This window comes from Fibrobacter succinogenes subsp. succinogenes S85 (assembly GCF_000146505.1).
GTDB classification, from domain to species: Bacteria; Fibrobacterota; Fibrobacteria; order Fibrobacterales; family Fibrobacteraceae; genus Fibrobacter; species Fibrobacter succinogenes.
Window position 1 is genome coordinate 2262759 of sequence record NC_017448.1, and the last position, 21314, is coordinate 2284072.

Below are 21314 nucleotides of genomic sequence, written 5' to 3' on the forward strand. Positions count from 1 at the left end.
GAAATTCGTTTTTATTCCTGGACGCAGCGTACGCTGAAGCGCTTGTTCTTTGCGTCGACCTGGAAGAACTTGAGTTCCTTGTTTTCGCCGGCGTATTCGGGTTCCTTTTCCACGATGATAACCGTGTAGTTGTCGCCGACGTTGGAATCAAAGTTCTTGTCGCCATCCTGCGGGGTTGCGGATGTCCAGTGGAAACCCATCTGGCCGAGGAAGTTGCAGTCGCCGTCCTTGCAGCGGCCGCTGTAGCTCCACGGGTAGGATTCGTCGTTGATAGCTGCCTGGGCTTCTTCTCTGTTGGGGAGGCGCCAGCCGCTCGGGCATGCTCTCTGAGCGGAATTGAAGGTGTAGAGTCTTCCGTTCGAGGCGCAATTTGCGGCGACTTCGTTATAGCATTCGCCGGTAGAGCCTTCGTAGTTGAGGTCCTGGGCCATCCAGAGCTTGCCGCCGACCTGTGCGAGTTTATATGTCTTATTGTCGCGGGTGTCGGTCATCGTGAGACCATTAACGGTCGGAGCCTTGTTTTCCGGAGCGTCAATGGTGATGCCGCCACCGTTCGAAGAAGAGGTGGCTTGAGCCTTGGAAGATGACGAAGGTGGCGTAACAGTCTTTTCGCAGCCTTCGGTAAAGCAGAATACTTCCTTATTGTAGATATCGGGGTAGTTGACGCCCGGAGCCGGTTCGGGGATGACTACGTGCTTGATTGCCGGGTTTTTAGCGGCGGCTGAGGAAGAATACGTAGGCGTTTGCTGCGGTGCGGAACTGGAAGAAATTCCTGCAAAAACGGAAGAGGAGGACTCGATATACGAAGTCGGGGGCGGCGCAGCTGGACTTGAATCGTCCGCGCAAGCCCAAAAGAGGGTGGAGACCCCTACAAGAACGAAAGAAAGGAGATTTTTCTTCATGATTACCAAATATAGTTTACAAAAATGATTTGATGTAGCAAAAACTTTTTTACTATCTTTGGAATCACTATGAGCAATGTTGAAATTTTCGACACCACCTTCGCTATGACGATTCTCGTGATCATGGCACTCTGCATCCCGACAGTCCTCCTTGTTGCCAACTGGGTTTTGCACCCGGGCAAGATCAAGCACACCATTATTAAGGGTTCTGCTTACGAATGCGGCCTCGCTCACGTTTCCGGTACGGCCAACGAACGCTATCCGGTGAAGTACTACATGGTGGCCATGCTCTTCTTGGTATTTGACCTTGAAGTCGCCTTTATCTATCCCTGGACCATCCAGTTCCTTGCTGGTGGCTGGGAATTGCTGTTCATCCTCCTCGGCTTCCTCCTGATTCTCGAAGCCGGTTACATCTACCTCTTGAAGAAGGGTGTGCTGGACTGGAACAGCGTTAAGGACTAATCCTTAAAACGTTGATTATTCTATCTCAAAATGGCGGATGCAGACCTTGGGTTTGCATCCGCTTTTTTTAGACGGAAGAGGACAGATGGGTCAGTTGCGATTTCACTAACCATTGTCTACTTCCTACTGTTTACTGATTTAAAATGCGTCGCGGACGTACATCGTCATGCCGACGTTCTTGAAGTCCACCCATGAAAGTTCGCAACGGGCGTACAGGTTTTCCTTCTTGTTGAGGGCGAACCGCCCCCCGAAGCCCAGGCTCCTGTGCCACTTGTTTCGCATAAGGTCGCTGAAGTAGTCGCCCGTCTTTCCGCCTTCGAAGAAGATGTCCCCGGCGAGGCGCCAGAACAGTTTCTTGCGGAATTCCACTTGCAGAAACAAGGCCTGGTTTCCGTAGAAGTAGTTCTTCTCGACGCCTCGGAACCGCTTGAGACCGTCGGAACCGGCGAGTTTGTCGAACGGGGCGTCTCCATCTACGCGCTGCCAGAGGAAGCCGACGGCCATGGATGTGTTCCAGATGAATTCGCTGTAGCCGCGGATGTCTAGTTCCTGGTGGGTGTAGCTATAGTCGCCCATGCCTTTGTTGTAAAAGTAGTGGCCCCACTGGACGAGGTAGCCATGTCTTGCCCAGTTGGTGTTGTCGCGGGTGTCCATCGACAGGTGGTAGCCTACGCCGTTACGCCACCCGTTTGTGTTTTGAGGCTCTTCGGTTGTCCCATAGTAATGGTAGTTGTTGAACTCGACGTTTGTATGATTAAATTCGAGGAAAAGCCCGTAATTAAAGCCGGGGACCCACTGCTTTGTACCAAAGTTTGTCTTGACGAGTGTCTTGGTGTAAAAAGTCTGTCGGTCGAACTTGCGGTAGTCGTCGATATCGGGGTTGTTTTTACGTCCAAAGTAGTTGCCGACCCAGTCCTCGTAATGGAGTTCCAGACTGCCTGAAATGCGGTCGTTCAGTAGATAGAACTTAGGCGAAAACGAGCCCGTGACCTGCTTGCGTGAGGTCCCATAAAAGGAGAGGTCTAGCTCTGTGGCTTTTCCTCCTTCGTTATCGGGGCGGAAGAAAATGATTGCCATGGCGCCGAGCTGGTACTGCGTTTCTTCGGTATAGCCTAGGATAGGAACGGCAGAAAAACGCTGGAAGTCGTCCGTCGAATCGGCTTTAACTTCGGCGAATGCCGGTGTAGCGAAGGCTGCTAGTGCTAGTAGCTTTTTAATCAAAAAACGCATTTCGCCCAAATTTAGATAATTACCTAGGCCCGAATCTTTAAATTTTTATTTTTGTAGAAAAGAAGCAGGTTTGTTTATGCCCATTTTGTCGGTTCAGAATATTTTGCTGCGTTTTGGCGGTCCGCCGCTTTTGGATAATGTCTCGTTCGATATCGAGGCGGGTGACCGTATTTGCCTTGTGGGCCGCAATGGCGAGGGCAAGAGCACGCTTTTGAAGGTGCTGACCGGCGAGATGGAAGCGAATTCTGGCGAAATCGTAAAGAAGACGGGGCTTAAAGTCTCCCGCATGATTCAGGAAATCCCGGCGCATATTGACGGGACTGTTCGCGACATTGTGATGGGCCGCGTGTCCGTGGTGAGCGGTGGTTCCGTGATTTCGCAGAAGATTCTGGACGATGGGGCGCATAATGCGACAGCCGAGGCGATTCTCGGTAAGACGGGCATCGATGCAGATGCGCCTTACGACAGCTTGAGCGGTGGCCAGAAGCGCCGTGTGCTTTTTGCTCGTGCCGTGGCAGAAGACCCGGACCTGCTTTTGCTTGACGAACCGACGAACCATTTGGACATTCCGGCGATCCAGTGGCTAGAAGGGATTGTGACGCGTTTGAATTGCGCGGTGATGTTCGTGAGCCATGACCGTGCATTTGTCCGCCGTACGGCAACCCGCATTTTTGAACTTGACCGTGGCCGTGTGCGCAGTTGGGATTTTCCGTACGACAAGTTTGTGCAGTTCAGGGACCAGGCGCTTGCTGAAGAAGAAAAGGCAAATGCGCTTTTTGATAAGAAATTGGCTGAAGAAGAAGTCTGGATCCGCAAGGGCATCCAGGCCCGTCGTACGCGCAACGAGGGGCGAGTTCGCGCCTTGATTAAAATGCGTGAAGAACGCGCGGCCCGCCGCTCCCGTACGGGCAATGTGAATATGCAGATTACGGAAGCCGACCGTTCCGGGCGCCTCGTTGCGCGCCTTAAGAACGTGAGCTATTCCTATGATGGGAGCCCGCTCATTAGCGACCTTTCGACCGAAATCAGCCGTGGCGACCGCATTGGCATTGTGGGACCGAATGGCTCCGGCAAGACGACTCTCTTGCGCCTGATTCTTGGCGAACTCCAGCCGGAATCGGGTGAAGTCCGCCTGGGCAGTAACCTCCATATTGCGTATTTTGACCAGATGCGTACCCGCCTGCGCGAAGACAAGTCGCTCATTGAGAATATCGGTGACGGCCAGGCCTATATCACGCTGAACGGCGTCAAACGCCATGTGTTAAGTTATTTGCAAGACTTCTTGTTCTCGGCAGATCGCGCCCGCGGCCCGATCAGTGCGCTTAGCGGCGGTGAACGAAACCGCCTTTTGCTCGCGTGCCTCTTTAGCCACCCGAGCAACGTCTTGGTGCTTGACGAACCGACGAACGATTTGGACATGGAGACCCTCGACCTTTTGGCGGAACTTTTGGCCGATTATAACGGCACCGTCCTGACTGTCAGTCATGACCGTGCCTTCCTTGATTCCGTGGCTACCGGCATCCTCGCCATCGAAGATGGCGGGCATGTCTTCGAAGCGGTCGGCGGTTACTCCGATTACGAGGCAAACAAGAAAATTCGCGACAAGGAAGCCGCCCAGGCCGCCCGCCTGGCCGCCGAACGCGAAGCCGAAAAGCAGGCCCGCTCTAACGCTGGCGCCGGCGCCGCCTCTGCGGCCCCCGCGCCCGCCAAAAAGAAAAAGCGCAGCTACAACGAGGAGCGCGAATACGCCGCCCTCCCCGAAAAAATCGAAAAACTCGAAAAGGAAATTGCCGATTACCAGCTGGAACTTTCCAAGCCCGAGGTTTACACGAACGCGACCCTCATCGTGGAACTCCAGAAAAAGATTGCCGATGACGAGGCGCTGCTCGAACAGGCCTATGAGCGCTTTGAAGCCCTTGACAATTTGGGATGAAAAATTTTTGCTCCCCTAGTGACAAAACCCATTGCATAATATAGATTTACACTGAATGGGTCTTGGTGTTGAAATCTTAGAGGAGTTTAAAAATGAAATCGCTATCCTTATCTTTGGTGATGGCGTTGGCTGGCACGACAATGGGTTTTGCCGGCTCGACGGTTTGGAGTTTTGATAAGCAGAAAGGCAATGACATGCAGCCGGCATACTGGTTTAGCTATGCCCAGCCGGAACCGAATACAAAAGGTACTCTTTCCGATACCGATGACGGGTATAAGCAATTTTCTGTAGAATTGGACCTTAATTCTGACCAATACAGTGTCGCAGGCTTCGGTTTTGCATGGAAACAGACCAATAAGCAAGATGTCGATGTAGACCTTTCATCTCATTCCGGCCTTTGCATTACCTATAAGGCTGATCGCCAGTTCCGTTTGGACTTGAAACAGTCTACGATTACGGACTACAATTATTATGGCACGGACCTCCCTGCTGCGTCAACATTTACTTCCAGATATATTGATTTTCAGAATTTCGCCCAGGAAGCAGGCTGGGGCGAGACTGCCTCGCTGGATTTGACGAAACAGCTTGCCATCCAGATGAGCTACAAGGCAGGCCATGCCAATAGCTTTGAAGCGAGCGATGCCACTAGGCATAAAAACGTCATTACGATTTCTGGCATTTCTCTCGGCGAATGCGGATCGGTTATTGAAGAGCCCTCTCTCTCGGTACTTGAACCGTATAACAAGGCCCAGACCGTAACGATCAAGGAAACGGATTCCTTGAAGATTCCTCTTTCGGCGGTGTTCTCTGCGGGTGAAAATGACGAGATTACGATTGCGACTTCGATGCCTGCCAATATCTTGACGAAGGTCAAGCCGACAGATGCCCCGACTTTGAAGGATACGCTTGTCTTTGTGTCTAGAAATATTGAAAGCGACACCGCCTTGACGCTGAATGTCTTTGCGTTGAGTAGCGAAGGTTCTTCTGTAAAGGCGCAGTTTAACGTTATTGTTACCGCAGTCTCCGACGGTCCTGTCGGTCCGACTTGCCCGGGTGACCCGGAATGCCCGGATGATCCGCCTGCAGAAAATCACCCGACGGTTGTGCTTGATCCGTACAATGTTGAAGTGACCTATTTGGATACCATACTGGAAGCCGATACGTTGAAGATTGCTCTTGCCGACCTGTTTGCCGACGAGGATAATGACAAGCTTACGTTTGTGGTCGACATGTCAGCAAAGTTGATGAAGGTTCTCACGGCAATCGATAAGGTTACCTTGAAGGATACCCTCAAGATTGTTTCTTCGGGAGTCAAGAAGGATACGACCTTTATTCTTACTGTCTATGCTACGGATGGAAATTCGGATTTGGTCCATGTCAACTTCGGTGTTACAATCAAGGATTCGAATACGCCTCCGGTTGCTGCTGATGCCGAATTCAAGATGCAGGAAGGTGGCGACCTCATCGTTCCGATTGTCCGCGGCCTTGCAACGCTAGGTACCGATTTGGACGGCGATGACTTCTTGGTCGTGCCTATTGACTCTACCAAGCATGGTAAGTTGACGGAATTCTCTCAGCTGGGTTCGTTCGTCTACACTCCGGAAAAGGATTTCCGTGGCGATGACACGTTGACCTATGTGCTTGTGGAAACCGCAAACCACGAAATGATCAGTAACAAGGGTACCGTGGTTATCCATGTGTTGCCGATTAACGCAAAGCCTACAGTGACCATTGCCGATAGCACGTTCCTCAGGGATACGCTTGCTCTCGATATGGACTTTGACGAAGATACCGTGAAGCAAATCAAGATTCCGGCTAAGTCCTTGGTCTTTAGCGACCGTGAAGTTACGGAAGGTACGCAGGAGCTCACCTACAATGTTAAGGGAACAAAGATTATCCCGGCTGTTGATAGCGTGAACGCAAGCTACTATTACATTTCTCTGAAGCCGGTGACAAGCGCAACGGGCCTTGCAACGATTTTCTTCTACGCATCTGACGGTAGTGATTCTGTGGGCGTGAACCTGTATGTGAAACTCATCTCCCCGAAGGATGTGGCTCAGGCTGTAAAGGATGAGTACACTACGTTTAACGACAGTACTCTGACAGTGGATGCCAAGACGGGTGTCCTTGCCAACGACAAGTATCCTGAAGGTACGACAAAGGGTATGACGGCTGAACTTGCCCAGAAGCCTGCTCATGGTACGCTAACCCTCAATAAGGATGGTAGCTTCAAGTATGTTCCGGAAGAAGGCTATGAAGGTGTTGATTACTTTGGTTACTATGCAGTTGTCAATGAAACGAAATCTAAGGCTGCTATTGTGACTATCGTGGTTGATAAGCGTAACTTGCTCCCGACCGTTGTCGTGAAGACGGAAACGCTTGATACGACTGTGACAGAAGACTTCCCGACGACGAGAGCTTTGAAGTACACGAGTTCCGTTGTTGCCTCCTGGTTCAAGGATCCGGAAGGTGACCCGCTGACTTACTCCGCAAAGAGCAAGGATGGAAAACTCAAGGCCGAAATAACGGACAAGGGTATTCTTGAAATCAATTCTGTTCCGGATTCTTGTGGCAAGGCCTACGTGGTCGTAACCGCAACGGACAAGAAGTCTGGCTCCAAGAGCTTTGAGTTCCTGGTGAACATCACTCCGGTGAACGACAAGCCTGTGTTGCTGCATGCGGATACAGTTTATGTTGACAACGAAAACTGGAAGGTCAAGTTGGATCTTGATACGCTTGTGTTCGATGTGGATGGCGATGAACTCACGTTTACGCCGAACGAAACGAGCGCCTTGTCGAAGTATATGACGATATCGATTAAGGGCTCTGTTCTTACGATAACTGCTATTGATGAACTCAAGTACAAGGACGGTTCGAAATACGCTCTTGGCGTGAAGGTCACGGACCCGAGCAAGTCTGGCGTGGTGATTCCGCTGTATATCGTTGTTGGCAAGGCTCCTGCTAGCCTGAAACCGCAATTTGTCCAGCCGAAGAACACATGGCAGAATGCCGTGATGGCCAAGCGTGGTACTGCTAAGATCATGGACATGAAGGGCCGCGTGGTCTGGAATGCAAAGCTCCCGGTGAACCCGGCTGAAGTGCTCAATGCTTCTGCCAAGGTGCAGGGCCGCAAGATCCTCCGCGTCAATAACCAGACATGGACGATTAAGTAAGTTCGCTTCGCTTTGGGTAAAAAAGAAGAGGCTCCGCAATGCGGAGCCTTTTTCTGACCGTTCGCGCTAGAATCTGCAAAACATGTGCAGGGCTGGCGCTCACTCTCGCAACCGTCCCAGCTTAACGCATGGGACTTGTTGCTCACTATTCTGCTTTGCGTTACTTCACCAGTGCTTCGGTGTCGAGAGCGATGAGCAATTCTTCGTTTGTTGCAACGACGATTGCCTTCGGCGTGCCATCCTTTGTGATGAGGTGGTTGGATTCCTTGCCGCTCTTGAGGTTGCGTTCTTCGTCGACCTGGTAGCCGAGGAGCTTCAGGTTGTCGAGAGCCTGCTTGCGGACGTAGAAGCTGTTTTCGCCGATGCCGCCCGTGAAGACGATGGCGTCAATGCGTGGGAGAGCCATGGCGATGCCGCCGATTTCGCGGGTAAGGCGGTAGCAGAAGACGTCAAGGGCGATTTGGGCGCGCTTGTTGCCTTCGCTTGCGGCCTGCGTGAGAGTACGCATGTCGTTAGAGAGTCCAGAGAGGCCCAACAAGCCGGATTCCTTGTTCACGAGGTGGTCAAGCTTGTCGATGGTGCCGTATTCTTCGCCGTACTTCTTTGCGATGTAGAAGAGGATTGCCGGATCGAGGCTACCGGAGCGGGTTCCCATGATGAGGCCTTCGAGCGGGGTGAAGCCCATCGTGGTATCAACGCACTGGCCGTTCAAGATGGCGGAGCAGCTGGAGCCGTTGCCGAGGTGAGCCGTGATGAGGCAGGTTTCTTCGGGCTTGGTGCCGAGAACCTTGCAAGCTTCGGCGGTCACAAAGCGGTGGCTTGTGCCATGAGCACCGTAACGGCGGATGCCGTCGTTTTCATAGAACTTGTACGGGATACCGTAGAGGTAGGCCTTCTGCGGCATTGTCTGGTGGAAAGCCGTATCGAACACGGCGACCTGCGGGAGGCCCGGGAAGAACTTGGTAGCGCATTCCATACCGGTAGCGTGTGCCGGTTCGTGGAGCGGGGCAAAGAGCGTGATGCTGCGGATGTAGTCAATGACTTCCTGCGAGACCTTTTCGCTCTTGATGTACTTACCGCCATGCACGACGCGGTGGCCGATGGCTTCGATCGTGTCGGTGAGTTTCTGGGCGTCGAGGAATTTCTTGACCTGATCCACGGCTTCGGCATGCGTGGGGCAGTCGAAGTTGAAGTCAATCTTGCCTTCAGGACCCTTGGCCTTGGTGTGACCGTTCACGCCGATGTTTTCGACGAGGCCGCTAGCGATGGATTCCTGGGTCTTTGTATCAATGACAGCAAATTTTACAGAAGAGCTGCCGCAGTTGAGGACGAGTACGCGCATGGGATTTCCTTTATAGATTATATCGCTTGATAAAATAGGAATTTTGGCGCAGTGTGGCGAGCGTAAAAATCTACATTTAACCCGATGTTGAAGAAAATTTTTGATTTTGACAATCGTGTTTCGGTTTACTGGACCAATCGCCATTTTTCGCGCAAGGTGAATGGCTGGTTGCGCTTTTACGTGCGTCTGGGTGACGGCTATATTTGGGCTTTGTTCATTGCATTTTTGATTTGGAGAACGAGCTGGGAGAGCTTTTTGCCGATTCTGTGGCAGGCGCTTGTTTCGCTTGCGATGAGCCTTCTCATTTACGAAGGCGTCAAGCTCAGCACCAAGCGTCCGCGCCCGTTTGCTGCAAATCCGCAAATCAAGGCTGAGGTCCCGCCGCTTGACAAGTATAGCTTCCCGTCTGGACATACGATGAACAACTTGGCTGTGGCAAGCACAGTGTTTTATTGCGTGCCGCAGTACGGATGGATCATGATGCTGTTGCCGCTCACGTGGGGACTTTTGCGCGTGTATTTTGGCGTGCATTGGTTCTCGGATATTATCTGCGGATTTTTGCTTGGCATCTTGAGCTTTGTGCTCGGACACGCTTTGTGGATCCCGATTTCTGCTGCAATCGCGGGCTAACGAACAATGACTAACGACTTCGTACAAATTTCAGATTTTTTTGCCCAGGTTGACTGGAATTCTAAAATTTATCTGCTGTTGCGCCATGCCGAACGCAACCACATCACGCCGGACGATAAGGACTTTGGTGCGCATGTGGGGCTTACGGATTGTGGGCGCCGCCAGGCGGTAGCGCTTGGGAAAATGATTCCTGCGATTGGCGATGCGGTGTACTTTTCGAGCCCGGTCGGGCGTTGTATGGAAACCGCGAAGTGCATTGGCGAGGGCCGCAAGCTCGCTGGCTTTGGAGTATGCTCGGGCGCCTCGGTGAATGTCACGCCGCTCAATGAACTTGGCGATTTCTTTGTTCGTGATGTACCTACATATGAGCAGACTTTGCGAGAAGGCTTTTACGAAGGGATCTGTGAGTGGCTAGACTCTGGAAAACACGATGCATTTTTCCCTTTGCATGAACGTGCTGAACAGATGCGCGAGATGATGTTTGCAAAAGGCGATACCCGCTTCAACATCTTCGTGACGCACGATGCCTGGATTGTGCCGTGCCTTTCGCATTTTTGCAATTTTAAATTTGAGCCGAAATGCTGGATGAACTTCTTGACGGGTATTGCTTTTGAACGCCCTGAAAAAGGCGATGTGAAAGTCACGCCCATTACCGCCATGGAAACGGGCTGGCTGCATTTTTAGGCTATGGGGTATGAGGTCGGCACTGCGTGCCTTTGAGGTATGGGCTAGATATATGACGGATCGGATCCGCCATCTCTCGTCTCTCGTCTGAGAGCGAAGCGTTCTCTCGTCTAAAAAAATATACATTAACGGTATGATGCAGTCGAATTGTTATCGCCGTATTTTTGTACTTGGTTCTGGTTTCAGCAAGTCTTTCTCGCCGCAGATGCCCACGCTCCGCGACTTGAATGAACTTATCCCTTTTGGAATCCCGGACGAGTTCCCGCATTTTCGCGATTACTGCAAGCGCTTTTTGACGCTCTGCAACGGCGATAGCGATTACCTTGGCATTGAGCCTTTGGCGACTTCCATTCTCTCAGCGCAGATTTTCCCGGGCGAGCGTGAACGTCTTTACCATGCATCGCTCCGTTTTGAACTGTTGCGCTTTATCGCAAGCGTCATCCGTCGCGATAACGATGTGCTTGATGAATCTGCTGCTGCGATTCTCAAGAAATTTTTGGTGTCTTGCGAAAACGATTCAGCGTCAGGTTCCCGCGAAACGCTTTTGCTCTCGTTCAATTACGACACACTTATTGAAACTGCAATTGCCAAGGATAAGGAACTTTGCGAACAAGTTTCTGTGGACTATGGCGTTAAAATTGACCCTGCCGATCGCTCGGCAAAACGCGGAAAGAAAACTCGGACGATAGACCTCATCAAATTGCACGGCTCGCTCAACTGGTTCCCCGTCAAGGGCGCAAGCGACGAACTTGACCTGAAAAATGTCTGTGAAGTTGAACCGCAAGACCGCAGTTTTCCCATCTACTGCGAAGACACGCCCATCTTCATTCCGATGGCGCATGCCAAGGAATCTTTCTTGCGTGGGAGTCTTTTCAACTTGCTATGGTCCAAGGCGGATTACTATTTGAAAAATGCCGAAGAGATTTACTTTATCGGTTACGGTTTCCCGAAGACGGACATCAACAATCTGGAATTTCTGTTGCGCCATCGCGACCGCTTCAAGAAGGTTGTTGTATTTGAACGTGAAGGCCACAATGACTTGCAACGCTTACAGAAACTGCTCGGCGAAAGTCTCGTCGAGTCCTGCGATGCTAAGGAATTTTTAGAGAAACTGAAGTAGCAGTCTGGATGAACCTTATCTACTTCAGCAAAAACGATTTTTCGTAGACTTTGCCATTGACGTTTAATACGCCAACGTATCTTCCGCGCGTTAAATTTACGGCATCAAACATTTCGTAATGTAGCCCTGCCGCACGACGGCCGATGTTTTGCGTTTTCACAGTGCGGCCCAGCATGTCAAGCAGCGAAAAATTCACAACTGCAGCAGACGGGATTTCAAAGCGGATTTCAATTTTTCCATTTTTGAGCAAAGCTCCGAATGAACGTTTGTTCGGAATTATCCTACTCCGTGCAATAGCAACCTTTCCGCCATTAGGATCATCATCCAGACTGTTTTCCTTAATTTTTTTTGCGATGAATTCGTCGTTAAAAGTGGGGTAAGACTTTCCTTCATCAAATTTCCAGACATTTTCATCCCACCCTACAAAAGAAGATTTCATCATCATCTCGGCAGTGGTAAGGCCTTCGCCTCCATTACTTGTTTTCATTCCCGACAGTTCTGAATCCCAATACGAATTGTCACAAGTGCAGTCACTACCAACACCAATTAACCCTCCCCAATACTCACCATTATGTCTTCTTAGCATGGTATTCGCTGCATAGCTTGTCGAAACATTCCCTTCAGATATTTTTATCAAAGAATCTTCTGCTATCAAGTATTGTCCCGCGATGTATCCTACAAGTCCACCAACCGTTTTTTCGCCGATGATATCAGTTTGTGCATATGAGTTTTCTATAAGGCCGGTATTCGACCCTGCAATTCCGCCGATAACACGTTCGCCCTCGATTTTCCCGATGGCGTAAGAGTATTCTATCCGTCCTACATTATCTCCTGCAATTCCGCCTATTTCCATATGCAATCTATATGAATCCATATACGCTTCAGATGGCGATACATCAAACCAGAAACTAGGCGATTTCTTCAATTCTATAGATGAAGCACAAATAGAAATAAGCCCCGTGGAATAGCCGGCTATGCCTCCAACATATTCGACTTCAGAGGTGAGGGGAACGATCGACCCTTTAGTTTGTCCGTTGATTATGTTTCCCTTGTTGATGCCAACGATTCCACCGATTCGTCTTTTCCGTGCTTGGATATTTACGTCAACAGTTGCGTTGATTATTTCCGCTTCTGAAACTCCGGCGATGCCGCCGACATCGTTCGTTCCTTCTATATCTCCCTGGTAAGAGACGCCATACAAGATTGCATTAACAGCATCGGTATTCGTATATGTTCCCGCTATGCCTCCAACGTGGTCTTTTCCTTGAATTTTCCCGTTTGTGACGTGGACATTCTGTATGCGCCCGTTTGAAAATCCGGCAACGCTCGCGACATATTCAGAATCCCCGAGAACTTCTATTTTGTCAAATTTCAGATTAACAATCGAACCTTTGAGTCTTGATACAAATGCTAAATTCGGCTGTGACGGGTAAAGGATATGCAAGCCACTAATGGCGTGATTTTGTCCGTTAATACTTCCCGTGAAAACGGTATCGCCTGCATCGTCTTTTTGCAAACCGATGGGCATAAAGCCATTGCAAATTTCGCCTCTGCAACTTTCGTTTTGAGAGATTGATGCATCAACATCTGTTGCTAGAACGTAATTTTTTGAATAGAGGTAAGAACCCTTGCCGATTGCTTTGAGGTCTTCATAATCGTCTATCTGGAACGGATTTTGGGTGGAACCGTCGCCTTTCATGGTTGCATTTGCGGCGTTCGCCTGAATCGCAAGCATCCCGAGTATCGCAAAAAAAGCAAATTTCATATTCATATTTCCTCCCTATTCTACTTTATAAAAAGTTAGCAAAAAACATCGTGTCAACAAAATAGACCCGATGTTGCAGTATAAATGAAGTGGTTGTTTTTAAAATTCCGGCGCCTTGAAATGCCCGTAAAGTTCGCGACCGTCAAATACCCAGACGACTGCTTTTTTGCCTTCCAAAAAGCTCTCTTTGCCTTTGAACATTTGCGGGCCGATGTTGCCACCGCCGACTTTGCTGATGGAATATGTTTCGACGCTTGTCGCTGCTGCGATGTATGCGCCGATTTGCGCTCCGTAAGATTTGCCCTGGCCGACGTTACTATCGCCGATGACGACGATGGGTGCTTTTTTGGAACCGCGATACTTGTAGCCGTCGGTGCCTAAAACTTTTTGTTCTTTTATTTTGTACTCAATTTCGTTGCCATGGAGCAAATCGTAGAGGTTCCCGGTGCCATCGACAATGGTATCGCGCATCGGGTAGCGCTTACGGTTCATGCCGTAGAGGAGCGGTGCAATAGAATCTGCCGCCATGTTGGCGAGCACGAGTCTTGCGGGGCCTGTGCAGTGGCTTTCGTACGGCTCGAACATGGGCGTTTCGGTGCCGAGTTTTTTGTGGAGGTCCTTGAGGTTTTCAAGCGCATCGATGACGGTCACGTTGTGCTTGCGGAGCTTGTCGACCCATTTCTTGTATTGCGGGAGTTTGATTCCTTTTTTTGCCTTGTCGGAATACTGCTCAGGGACGACTAAGAGTTTATCGGGAACTGGTACGACAATGAGCTTGATGCCACGCGCTTCGAGAGAGTCCTTGAAGGCGATGATTTGCGGCGTGTTGTCATTCCAGCGCTTGGTGGCATTCAGCAGGCTTTCTTGCAAAAAGAGCCAGCCGTCCTTGCCTTCGACAACGCAAGTGACTTCTTCGGTGGTGCTGCCGCATTTCTTCATATCGCGCGTCATCTGCTTCTGGAGTTCGGATGCGGCGTTTGCCTGTGCGGGCCACAAAGTGCATAAAGCGAAAAGCGCCACGAGGGCGCTCTTCGTTACTTTAAGCCATTTGCAGACGGATGATTTTCTAATCACTAACCACCAACCACTGTTTACTAACCACTAGGTTACTTGATCAACGATTCTCCGGATTCCACGCTCTGGTAGATGAGGGTGTTGATGGTCATCGGGCCGACACCGCCCGGAACCGGGGTGTATGCGGATGCGACTTCTTCAAGACCCTTTTCGATATCGCCGACGCCGCCCGGATGGTAACCTGCGTCCACGACGACTGCACCCGGCTTGATCCAGGACTTCTTGATGAATTCCGGCTTGCCGACTGCACCCACGAGAATGTCTGCCTGCTTCACGAATTCCGGAAGGTTTTCGGTCTTGCTGTGGCAAATGGTCACGGTGCAGTTCGCGTTGAGGAGCATCATGGCCATCGGCTTTCCGAGGATGGCGCTGCGGCCAACGACCACGGCGTGCTTGCCAGAAAGCGGAATGTTGTAAGCCTTGAGGAGACGCATGATGCCGGCTGGCGTTGCGCAGCCGTAAGCACGCTCGCCCATGGACATGCGACCAAAGCCGAGGCAGGTCACACCGTCTACGTCCTTGCGGGCGTCAATAGCTTCGAATGCGGCTCGTTCGTCAATGTGGCGCGGAACCGGGTGCTGCAAAAGGATGCCATGCACGTTCGGGTTTTCGTTGAGTTCCTGAATCTTGTTGAGGAGCTCTTCGGTCGTGGTGTTCTTGTCCATCACCACGCGGATGCTTTCCATACCGACGCGAGCGCAGGCGTTGCCTTTCATCTTGACGTAAGTGGCGCTAGCCGGATCGTCGCCCACGAGGATCGTTGCAAGAATCGGGGTCTTGCCGGTCTTTTCCTTGAGGCTCGCCACGCGGGCGCTGAGTTCTTCTTCAGTAGTCTTGGCAAGAGCCTTGCCATCGAGAATGAGTGCTGCCATAAAATCTCCGTTTTTCCCAAATTTAAAAAATTTGGGCTTATCGCTAAAGGGATTTTTTCTTTAAAAAAGCAAAGCCCGCTTGAGGGCGGGCGTTTCGGAGTTAAAGTATGAACTTTAAATTACAGATTTTCGATGATTGACGGGATGATGACGCTTACGATTGCCCACGGATAGGAGAGGGCTCCCTTAAGCCAGCCGGTCGAGGAGTAAACAGGTTCAGGTTTCTTGAAGAACTTGAGCTCGTTACTGTTTTTTAACGTGGATTCTGCGACAACTTTACCTAAGGAGTCTTTAACGTTATCAATAGACTCATCAAACAGCCTTTTCTGGGCTGCAGCAGAATCAATATAACACTTAAAGCTGTTTTTCATTGTAAATTTTCCTTTCAGCGGTAAGATAGCAAAAAAGTAAGTTTTTTTAAAGGGGTAGTGTGTGATTTTCTTTACATTTATAGTAAATTAGAGATAATGCTCACATTTTTTCCCGTTTTTGGGCTAAAAAAAGTATTTTTAAGGGGCGTAATTCAGTATCGGATCTGATTTTATGAAATTTTTTCGTTGTTTACCAGTAATTTTTATTGGGGGAGCTCTTGTGGCATGCGGTGGCAGTAAACCTGCTCCTGCTGTTGATTTGACCCCTGTTCCTGCACCTGTGGAGCCCGAAAAAGTCTCTACGGCTCCCGAGTTGACGCCTGTGCCGGAACCTAGCGAGGTTCATGAACAGAAAGTGTTCCTAGACAATGCTGTTGACCGCTACAGCTATGCGTTGGGTGTTGACTTTGGCAGGGCTCTTTCCAATATCAATGTGCCTGTAAAGCTTGATGTCCTCATTGATGCCATGAAAGATGTACTCGATTCCAGCCGTGAAATCCTTATGTCGGATTCTATGTCCGAGGCTGCCCTTCAGGACTTGCTGAACCAGATGCAAATCCAGAAGGATGTCGACGAGGCCGCTGCGGCACGCAAGGCGCTTAGCGACCAGGCGGCTTTCCTTTCAAAAAATATCCAGGATCCGAGAATCTGGGTTACAAAAAAAGGCGTGCAGTACCTGATGCTCAAGGAAGGGACGGGCATTAAGCCTAAGCTGACCGACAAGGTGCAGGTGCATTATGTGGGTACGCTTCTCAATGGTACGGAATTTGACAGTAGCATCAAGCGTGGTGCGCCGATGGAATTCCCGGTGACCTCCGTAATTGAAGGCTGGCAGGACCTGCTCCTGGAAATGAAGGTCGGCGAGAAGGTAAGGGCCTGGATCCCGAGTGCGCTTGCTTATGGCGAGGCGGGTGCTCCGCCATCAATTCCGCCTAACGCGCTCCTTGTTTTCGAGGTGGAGCTGCTGCAGGTTTTCCCGGCGAAGTAAAAATGCCAAATATTTGTTCAAATGGCGAAGGATGTTCTGTCCTTCGCTTTTTGTGTTGCTACTTTTTAAGCCATGAGTACAGCGTCTGATTTTTATTCTCAGCACTTCGAAGTTGCCGGGTTCATCCGGGAAGTGTTTGGCTACATGGATAGGTTCAAGGGCCAGCTTTTCGTCTTGAAGATTGACGATAGCCTGATGGACCATCCGATGTTCCCCGTGCTGATGCGCGATATCGCCCTTTTGCATAAGGCGGGCATTCGCATCATTATCGTGCCTGGCACGCGAAATAGCATCGACGCTCAGCTCAAGGCCTGGGACCTTGAGACGGAATTCCATAATGGCGTAAGACTCACGAACGAGGAAGCGCTCCCGCTTGTGGAACAGGCTTCCTTGGGTGTGGCACAGCGCATCATGAGCCATCTCACGGCGAGCGGTCTCAGCGGTATTCAGGGCAACTGGATTTTGGCACGCAGCATGGGTGTCATCAACGGTATTGACTACATGCGCACTGGTCGCATAGAACGCATCCAGCGCGACCTGCTCGAACAACTCATGAACGAGAAGTTCGTGCCGATCATCCCGCCGATTGGCTGGAACAAGATTGGACGCGCCTACAATATTTCAAGTACGGAACTTGCTACCGAACTTTGCAAGTACCTTAAAGTCGGAAAGCTCTTCTTTATCGGAAGCGAAAGCGGCATCAAGCTTGAAGGTCTTGTAACGGGCAAGAATACGAAGCACCTGGAACCGACCGACAATGGGCTTATTTCGGCAATGGATGTGGACCAGGCAAAGGAACTTCTGGAGCTCAACTCCGATGTACTAGACTTTGCGCAGATGGATTATTTGATGAACGCCATCCATGCATGCGAAGCGGGTGCGAACCGTGTGCATTTGCTCAGCGGTGAATTCCAGGGTAGCGTGCTGCAGGAAGTGTTCTCGGCCCGCGGTGACGGAACCATGGTGTACGCAAACCAGTACTCCAGTATCCGCCCGGCAACGATTGAAGACATCCCGGATATCTTACGCATCATGCAGGATTACATCGCGAAGGGCTATCTTGTACCGCGTACGCAGGATTCCATCTCCGAAAAATTGGAAGATTACGTTGTCTATAGCATTGACAACAGCATCCATGGCTGTGGCGCACTCCATGCCTTCGAAGACGGCATGGCCGAAGTTGCGGGAATTGCAGTCGGTGCGAACTACCGCAAGTCCGGCATTGGCGAAGCCATCGTGCGCCACCTGATTTCACTGGGTCGCATGAAGGGCTACAAGACTTTGTTCTTGCTCACGACGCTGGCTCTCGATTGGTTCTACCAGCTTGGATTTGAAGATGGTACTGTTGAAGAATTGCCGAAGAGCAAACGCGAGCATTACAATCAGAAACGTAAGTCTAGAATCTTGATGCTACCATTGAACAAGTAATTCGCGCGCATTTATAAACGGTGAACATTTCGTTTATTGTCACCGTCTTTTAACATTTCATCCGGCCATTAGGCCGGATTATCTTTTTTATATACTCTGTTCTAAATAGAGTTTGTATATTTACAGAAAATAGGGAGAAGTGAAAATGAAAAATGCGGCACTTGCGCTGCTGTTTGTGTTTTGGGGCTTGATGGCGTGCTCTGATGCCGGTAACGATGGCGGAGAAATCCTTGTCCGTTACGATGAAGATGGGATGAAATTTTCCCCGACGGAAATAGATGGCATTGTGGGTTACATGCCCTTGATGAAGGCGGAGTCTGTCAGAATTGTAACTGTCGATGCGTCGCTTAACCCGGTGGATTCTTTTGAAGTGCCGATAGATTCTCTGGAATGGGGTTCTGATGGATTCAAGGTAGATTCTCGTGACTATGAATATCCGTATGTGAAGCTTGTGACGATTTTTCCGTTAGGGGAAAACGGGAAAATGGAGTTCCCGCAGTATTTAAACTTGCTGACGTATAATTCAAATATCTTTTTGCAGTTTTATGGTGCCGTGATTTCTGGGCGTGTTGAAACGCTTGTTCGTGATAAGGGCTTTCGCCTACGCGATGCCAAAAAAAAGGCTTACAAGGAACTTGAAGAAGCGTTGGGAACATCTATTGGTAGTCCTGATAGTAGAGCCTTTTACGATCGCGATGATTATGGAAGGCCGGGACTTTGGGATTTATGGATTTACCTCCTTTGCAGACATGAAATTTCGGATAGCTTGTTCTATAGCGATTTCAAGGAACTGCGGGATTCCTTTGCTAAGGAAGGGACGATTAGTGCTTCTATAAAGGCACGAGCAGGCGATGCCTGGCTTTCTACTTTTAAGATTTCGGCGGATTCTACGGAGCGTGATCTTTTTAAGAGCACAAGTCGCGATACCTCTTTAATTCTGCAACGTTTGGATACGGCGTTCTTTAAATGGGCGTATGGGATTGAGAATGCCTGGAAAGATTCTGTCAAGATTGAAAATGAGCATAGCGAATACAATGGTCGTATGTTTGTCTATGAGGAACGGTGCAACTTGAGTTCTTGCGGATGGCGCCTGAAGGCTCCGCTTGAAGAAAAAATTGGCGCCTGTCTGTATGACAGGAGTCGTTATGCGGAGCTTGATGGAGTCTCTTATGTGTGCCGCAATGAGTCGTTTGTGTGGGTGCCTGTGAGCGATGTGGATACTATTTTGAAACACAAGTACAGCCGTTGCGAGGAAAAAGCTTATGGACAATATGGCGAAATAGGCTTCTATAACGACAACATGTATGTCTGCGATTGTGAATCTGAGGACAAGTGCAACTGGACCGAAGTCAAAGAGGACTTTAAGGCGACCGTACTGGATACGCCGACGGTCAATGTCTTGGCGACGAAGCTTTATGGCGAATGCAGGGATCATGATGGCGAAAAACATGTGATGGATAGTATTCTGGTGCGTTGCCGCTGGACAAAGTGGCTTAAAGTCGATACGCTCTCGTATTACATGGGCATTTGCAAAAATGGTTCCAATAGGGATGAATTTGGCCAGTTGGAAAACGGCGATTACTATAAGTGCAGGGCTTATGGCGGAGAAAAGTGGGAACGCTGCACGTATGCCGATGTGCAAGGAGACTTGTGCAACTGGGTGACTGTTGATATCTATAAAAAATATGACGACAAGTATTTCCATTGTAAAAATGAAAAATGGAACGAGGTCTCGGAAGAGGATGTCTATGCGCCTGTCGTGAAGGGCGACTCCTGCAGTTCCAAAAACGAGAAGGAAATAAAGAAGTACGATGATGAATACTTTGTCTGCCGGAGAATAGTCACGGAGGGTAAGGAACTATATTATTGGCAAATTGCAAATAAATCGGATTTGGAATCTTATAAGGACGAAAACTAGAGGTTTGCGATGGGCTATGTAAAAGCGTCTTTGCTGTTTCTTGTCTTGTGGCTTGTCGCCTGTTCTAGCGTTGATAGCGGTGACGGTGTCGTTGCCCGCTACGATAAAGATGGAACCCAGTATTCACCTGCGTTTATGCGCGGGATTGTCTATTACCTGAAGGGCATGAAGCCGGAAAAGATCAAGATTGTAAGCGTTGATGCAAAGCTCAATCCTATTGATTCTATTGAAGTTTCTGTTGCAAAGGATGATGACGGGCGGTATGCCTTTGGGGTGGGCGACCGCGATTACGAATATCCGTTTGTAAAGATCGTGCCGGTGTTCCCGCTGGGTGAAAATGCAAAGATGGAATTTGCCCAATATGTGCGCTTAAGAGAGTTCAATATTGACATCGCGCTGAACCTCCCAGAGGCAGTGATGTCTGGGCGTGTTGAAACGCTGGTGCGGGAAAAGGAACTGGATTTTGACTCGGCGATGACGCAGGCGATTGCTGAAATGCGGCAAGCGTTCAATACGTTTTCTGATGTCATGTCTTATGAAATGTATGTCAATGAATATATTGCAAACGAGGCTAGACTTAATGGGCTCTTGATGTACATTTATTGCCGTCATGAAGTTTCGGATAGCGTTTTTTATAGCACGTTCAACGAATATCGTGAAACGTTTGCCAAATCGGGGATTGCGGACTCCGCTTTGCTTGTGAAGTCTGCGGATGCATGGCTTTCAACTTTTAAAGTTTTTGACGATATGGATGAACATACCCAATTTAGGAGCTTGTCAAGGGATTCTGTCTTTGGGGTGAGCCGCTGTGACTATAGCCTCTTTAGGCGCGCTTATGGAGCACCTTTGCAGTTGACTACGGATATTTGGGAAACAGGTTCAGAATTTTATTCCCGTATTGAAAATAAGTCTAGCATGTATGATGGCCGTACATTTGTCTATGAAAAAAGGCTTGGCTATTGGCGGATGCAGACGGAATTGGATGATTCCATGGGTGTTTGCCTGTACGGGAATGATTTGGTCGGCGAATACAATGACTCTTATTACCGCTGTAGGCCGGGGTCTGCCTCGTGGAATGAAGAAACCCGTCGGGATTCGTTGTTGAACAAGATTTTCGGTAACTGCGCTCGGCATTATGCGTCTAATGGAGTTTCAGGCTATTTGAGAGATTCCCTGTTTGTCTGCGAATGCGATACTTCGCGAGTGTGCGCATGGACGGACAAGTATGTCAATAGTACTTTCAAAAAAGGCGATGATCTGTATGCATCTGCATTGAGTGCGAGAGCCGTTCAGCGTTATGGCAAGTGTTCTGATGATTTAATTGGTGAAGTGAGACAGATCGATAGTGTATCGGTGAGTTGCACCTGGTTTTATGGCTGGAAACTGGTGGAAAATGATGAGGAGTAGTTGGCGATGAGGATG

Annotated in this window: 17 protein-coding genes; 10 read left to right on the forward strand and 7 right to left on the reverse strand. The window is 49.6% G+C overall.

Annotation, left to right across the window (positions count from 1 at the left end; all coding sequences use genetic code 11):
* Positions 1-11 precede the first annotated feature (11 nt).
* A complete protein-coding gene (locus FSU_RS09385) occupies positions 12-902 on the reverse strand; it encodes an FISUMP domain-containing protein (RefSeq protein WP_014546179.1) in 891 nt (296 codons plus the stop codon).
* Positions 903-971: 69 nt separating this feature from the next.
* Between FSU_RS09385 and FSU_RS09390 the strand changes: the two genes are divergently transcribed.
* Complete coding sequence (locus tag FSU_RS09390) at positions 972-1364, forward strand: NADH-quinone oxidoreductase subunit A (protein ID WP_014546180.1); 393 nt, start codon at positions 972-974, stop codon at positions 1362-1364.
* A gap of 138 nt (positions 1365-1502) precedes the next feature.
* Here FSU_RS09390 and FSU_RS09395 read toward each other — a convergent pair whose 3' ends face one another.
* Complete coding sequence (locus tag FSU_RS09395) at positions 1503-2594, reverse strand: BamA/TamA family outer membrane protein (RefSeq protein ID WP_015732030.1); 1092 nt, start codon at positions 2592-2594, stop codon at positions 1503-1505.
* 76 nt (positions 2595-2670) lie between these two features.
* Here FSU_RS09395 and FSU_RS09400 point away from each other — a divergent pair, with 76 nt between their 5' ends.
* Together FSU_RS09400 and FSU_RS09405 are read left to right on the forward strand one after the other, a co-directional pair.
* Entirely contained in the window at positions 2671-4527 is a 1857-nt protein-coding gene (locus FSU_RS09400; RefSeq protein ID WP_014546182.1) for an ATP-binding cassette domain-containing protein, read from the forward strand.
* Positions 4528-4619: 92 nt separating this feature from the next.
* Positions 4620-7700, forward strand: coding sequence for a tandem-95 repeat protein (locus FSU_RS09405; RefSeq protein WP_015732031.1), 3081 nt, complete (start codon positions 4620-4622; stop codon positions 7698-7700).
* A gap of 160 nt (positions 7701-7860) precedes the next feature.
* On the opposite strand, the gene FSU_RS09410 is transcribed toward FSU_RS09405, so the two are convergent.
* Positions 7861-9042: an acetate/propionate family kinase gene (locus tag FSU_RS09410; protein ID WP_014546184.1), complete on the reverse strand. Its 1182-nt coding sequence runs from the start codon at positions 9040-9042 to the stop codon at positions 7861-7863.
* 84 nt (positions 9043-9126) lie between these two features.
* Here FSU_RS09410 and FSU_RS09415 point away from each other — a divergent pair, with 84 nt between their 5' ends.
* The 3 genes from FSU_RS09415 to FSU_RS09425 all read left to right on the forward strand — a co-directional run bounded on the left by FSU_RS09415 (position 9127) and on the right by FSU_RS09425 (position 11476).
* Positions 9127-9672, forward strand: a complete 546-nt coding sequence (locus FSU_RS09415) for a phosphatase PAP2 family protein (protein ID WP_014546185.1) — start codon at positions 9127-9129, stop codon at positions 9670-9672.
* A gap of 6 nt (positions 9673-9678) precedes the next feature.
* Positions 9679-10356 carry a histidine phosphatase family protein gene (locus tag FSU_RS09420; protein ID WP_014546186.1) on the forward strand — a complete coding sequence of 226 codons (678 nt, stop codon included), beginning with the start codon at positions 9679-9681 and terminating at the stop codon, positions 10354-10356.
* 133 nt (positions 10357-10489) lie between these two features.
* The gene (locus tag FSU_RS09425) at positions 10490-11476 is read left to right on the forward strand and encodes an SIR2 family protein (RefSeq protein ID WP_015732032.1); all 987 of its coding nucleotides are present in this window, start codon (positions 10490-10492) and stop codon (positions 11474-11476) included.
* Positions 11477-11495: 19 nt separating this feature from the next.
* Here the strand turns inward: FSU_RS09425 and FSU_RS09430 are convergent, their stop codons facing one another.
* From FSU_RS09430 to FSU_RS09445, 4 genes are all read right to left on the reverse strand, one after another.
* Positions 11496-13247: a hypothetical protein gene (locus FSU_RS09430; RefSeq protein ID WP_014546187.1), complete on the reverse strand. Its 1752-nt coding sequence runs from the start codon at positions 13245-13247 to the stop codon at positions 11496-11498.
* 93 nt (positions 13248-13340) lie between these two features.
* Complete coding sequence (locus FSU_RS09435) at positions 13341-14315, reverse strand: alginate O-acetyltransferase AlgX-related protein (RefSeq protein ID WP_014546188.1); 975 nt, start codon at positions 14313-14315, stop codon at positions 13341-13343.
* A gap of 32 nt (positions 14316-14347) precedes the next feature.
* A complete protein-coding gene (folD, locus tag FSU_RS09440) occupies positions 14348-15187 on the reverse strand; it encodes a bifunctional methylenetetrahydrofolate dehydrogenase/methenyltetrahydrofolate cyclohydrolase FolD (RefSeq protein ID WP_014546189.1) in 840 nt (279 codons plus the stop codon).
* A gap of 119 nt (positions 15188-15306) precedes the next feature.
* Positions 15307-15558 (reverse strand): hypothetical protein, encoded by a 252-nt coding sequence (locus tag FSU_RS09445; RefSeq protein ID WP_015732033.1) that lies wholly within the window; start codon positions 15556-15558, stop codon positions 15307-15309.
* A gap of 220 nt (positions 15559-15778) precedes the next feature.
* Between FSU_RS09445 and FSU_RS09450 the strand changes: the two genes are divergently transcribed.
* From FSU_RS09450 to FSU_RS09465, 4 genes are all read left to right on the forward strand, one after another.
* Positions 15779-16546, forward strand: coding sequence for an FKBP-type peptidyl-prolyl cis-trans isomerase (locus FSU_RS09450; protein WP_015732034.1), 768 nt, complete (start codon positions 15779-15781; stop codon positions 16544-16546).
* 72 nt (positions 16547-16618) lie between these two features.
* Positions 16619-17974 (forward strand): amino-acid N-acetyltransferase, encoded by a 1356-nt coding sequence (gene argA / locus FSU_RS09455; RefSeq protein ID WP_014546191.1) that lies wholly within the window; start codon positions 16619-16621, stop codon positions 17972-17974.
* Between the two features lie 145 nt (positions 17975-18119).
* Entirely contained in the window at positions 18120-19892 is a 1773-nt protein-coding gene (locus FSU_RS09460; protein WP_014546192.1) for a hypothetical protein, read from the forward strand.
* 9 nt (positions 19893-19901) lie between these two features.
* Positions 19902-21299: a hypothetical protein gene (locus tag FSU_RS09465; protein ID WP_014546193.1), complete on the forward strand. Its 1398-nt coding sequence runs from the start codon at positions 19902-19904 to the stop codon at positions 21297-21299.
* The last annotated feature ends 15 nt before the right edge of the window (positions 21300-21314 follow it).

What these genes read in the sequence shown, in the direction of transcription:
- FSU_RS09390 (WP_014546180.1), top strand. Translation starts at nt 972, where the DNA reads ATGAGCAATGTTGAAATTTTCGACACCACCTTCGCTATGACGATTCTC.
- argA (WP_014546191.1), top strand. Translation starts at nt 16,619, where the DNA reads ATGAGTACAGCGTCTGATTTTTATTCTCAGCACTTCGAAGTTGCCGGG.
- FSU_RS09420 (WP_014546186.1), top strand. Translation starts at nt 9,679, where the DNA reads ATGACTAACGACTTCGTACAAATTTCAGATTTTTTTGCCCAGGTTGAC.
- FSU_RS09445 (WP_015732033.1), bottom strand. Translation starts at nt 15,558, where the DNA reads ATGAAAAACAGCTTTAAGTGTTATATTGATTCTGCTGCAGCCCAGAAA.
- FSU_RS09385 (WP_014546179.1), bottom strand. Translation starts at nt 902, where the DNA reads ATGAAGAAAAATCTCCTTTCTTTCGTTCTTGTAGGGGTCTCCACCCTC.
- FSU_RS09415 (WP_014546185.1), top strand. Translation starts at nt 9,127, where the DNA reads ATGTTGAAGAAAATTTTTGATTTTGACAATCGTGTTTCGGTTTACTGG.
- FSU_RS09465 (WP_014546193.1), top strand. Translation starts at nt 19,902, where the DNA reads ATGGGCTATGTAAAAGCGTCTTTGCTGTTTCTTGTCTTGTGGCTTGTC.
- FSU_RS09395 (WP_015732030.1), bottom strand. Translation starts at nt 2,594, where the DNA reads ATGCGTTTTTTGATTAAAAAGCTACTAGCACTAGCAGCCTTCGCTACA.
- FSU_RS09410 (WP_014546184.1), bottom strand. Translation starts at nt 9,042, where the DNA reads ATGCGCGTACTCGTCCTCAACTGCGGCAGCTCTTCTGTAAAATTTGCT.
- FSU_RS09460 (WP_014546192.1), top strand. Translation starts at nt 18,120, where the DNA reads ATGAAAAATGCGGCACTTGCGCTGCTGTTTGTGTTTTGGGGCTTGATG.
- FSU_RS09405 (WP_015732031.1), top strand. Translation starts at nt 4,620, where the DNA reads ATGAAATCGCTATCCTTATCTTTGGTGATGGCGTTGGCTGGCACGACA.
- FSU_RS09430 (WP_014546187.1), bottom strand. Translation starts at nt 13,247, where the DNA reads ATGAATATGAAATTTGCTTTTTTTGCGATACTCGGGATGCTTGCGATT.
- folD (WP_014546189.1), bottom strand. Translation starts at nt 15,187, where the DNA reads ATGGCAGCACTCATTCTCGATGGCAAGGCTCTTGCCAAGACTACTGAA.
- FSU_RS09400 (WP_014546182.1), top strand. Translation starts at nt 2,671, where the DNA reads ATGCCCATTTTGTCGGTTCAGAATATTTTGCTGCGTTTTGGCGGTCCG.
- FSU_RS09425 (WP_015732032.1), top strand. Translation starts at nt 10,490, where the DNA reads ATGATGCAGTCGAATTGTTATCGCCGTATTTTTGTACTTGGTTCTGGT.